General features: G+C 67.3%; 1 protein-coding gene. It reads right to left on the bottom strand.

Going from position 1 to position 1,701, the window contains the following annotated elements; translation table 11 throughout:
* Positions 1 to 26: 26 nt before the first annotated feature.
* Positions 27 to 1,277, bottom strand: a complete 1,251-nt coding sequence (locus tag KBX63_RS34800; protein ID WP_210918671.1) for an IS110 family transposase — start codon at positions 1,275 to 1,277, stop codon at positions 27 to 29.
* Positions 1,278 to 1,701: the final 424 nt, after the last annotated feature.

The raw sequence follows: 1,701 nt of genomic DNA, 5'->3' as shown, positions 1-1,701 counted from the left end.
AGAAGACATCCGATGCGGAACTGCTGTCAAGCAGCGGAAGGTAGTTGCTGGTTGGCAGCGTTGGGGAAGGCGACGGTTTCGTTGAAGGTGATGCGGTTGCTGAGGCAGTGGTGAAGGCAGCCGATCATGCGGTTGAACAGGTTGCGTTGGGCGGCGGTGTGCCGGTCGCCGGCTTGCCGGCGGCGGTCGTAGTGGGCTCTGGCGCCGGTGGAGTGGGTCAGGGCGGCGAAGGCCCAGACGTAGCCGACGGCGGCGAGTCGCTGGTTCTTGACCCGGCGAGCGAGGACGGCTCGGCTCTTGCCGGAGGCGCGGGTGACGGGCGCTGCTCCGGCGTAGGCCTTGAGGCCTCTGGCGTCGGTGAAGCGTGATCGGTCATCGCCGAGTTCGGCCAGGACGCGTGCGCCGCTGACGGCTCCGAGGCCGGGGAAGCTAGCGATGATCTCGGCATCGGGGTGAGCCTCGAACGCCTGCGTTGAGGCCTCTGCGAGGTCGTCAGCGCTGACACAGGCGGCTTCCAGCTGCCGCAGCAGTGCAAGAGACTGCCGTCCCATCGCCTGCTCGACCAGCGGCAGTTGCCGCATCTGCGGAACACGGAAAGCGTTGTGCAGCCGTTGCACCTCGGCGTCGATGGTGTTCTTGCGGCCGGCTTGCTTGAGCAGTGACCGCAGCTGGGCACGGGTGAGTTTCGCAGCCTGTTCGGGGGTAGGCGCCGCCGCGAGCAGCACTCGGGCGATGGGGTGGAAGACGCCTTCACGGCGAACGCCGACCGCGGCGAGGTATCCGGGGAAGTACTCACGCAGATGCGAACAGAGCTTGTTACCGGCCTGGGTGCGGTCCCAGACGGCGTCCTGCTGAGCTCGGGCGAGGACCGCGACGGCCTGGGCCAGCTCGGTGTCGGCGGGCAGCTCGCGGTGCGCGGCTGCGTCGGTGCGCAGGATGTTGGCGAGTGTCATGGCGTCGAGGTGGTCAGACTTCTTGCGGGTGAGCGTGTGTCGTTCGCGGTATCGGGCGACGGCCATCGGGTTGATCGCGTAGACCCGCCGTCCGGTGGCGCGCAGACACGCGACGAGTAGTCCTCGCGACGTCTCGATCGCCATGGGGATGGGTTGTTCGGCGCAGTCGCCGTGCTCGGCGAGGACCTGCAGCAGCTGCGCGAGGCCTGCGGCGGTGTCGTCAATGCGGGCCCGGGCCAGCAAGGCCCCGGTGTCGTCGATGACGGCGATGTCATGGTGGTCACTGGCCCAGTCGATGCCACAGAACACGGTCGGTTGATCCACGCTGTCTCCGTCGGTAGGCGCACGCTGGCTGGTCGTTGTCGTGCAGGGCACGCGGCTCCCTAATGGAAGGGCTCGGTGGCCCGACATCCGATTGGTCGTTCGTGACCCCAACAGCCCGCGGGGCCCTCGGTCTGATCAGGAGCTCGTCGGCTCCCGAACACGGTGGGAGGTGATTCCCGCGGGCGACTCGAACCACGATCATCTTCGTTGTCATCGCGTGGTAAGGCACGTCGCCGGCGGCCAGCGCCAGCACCCGTCAGCCTTCTTTGAGGGCTGCACGCACGGATCAACGGAGGACGTAGTGCTGGCGCTGGCCGGCCGACGACGGACCCGCTGAAGTCGCCAAGCCGATCCACCCTCAGAACTCGCGCTCGAGTGACCAGCAGACTTCAGCGGCTTCAACTTCTGCCCATTAGGTCAACGG

This window comes from Micromonospora sp. U21 (genome assembly GCF_018070045.1).
Lineage (GTDB): Bacteria > Actinomycetota > Actinomycetes > Mycobacteriales > Micromonosporaceae > Micromonospora.
The sequence above is the reverse complement of the archived record's forward strand: the minus strand, read 5'-3'. Positions and strand labels throughout refer to the sequence as shown.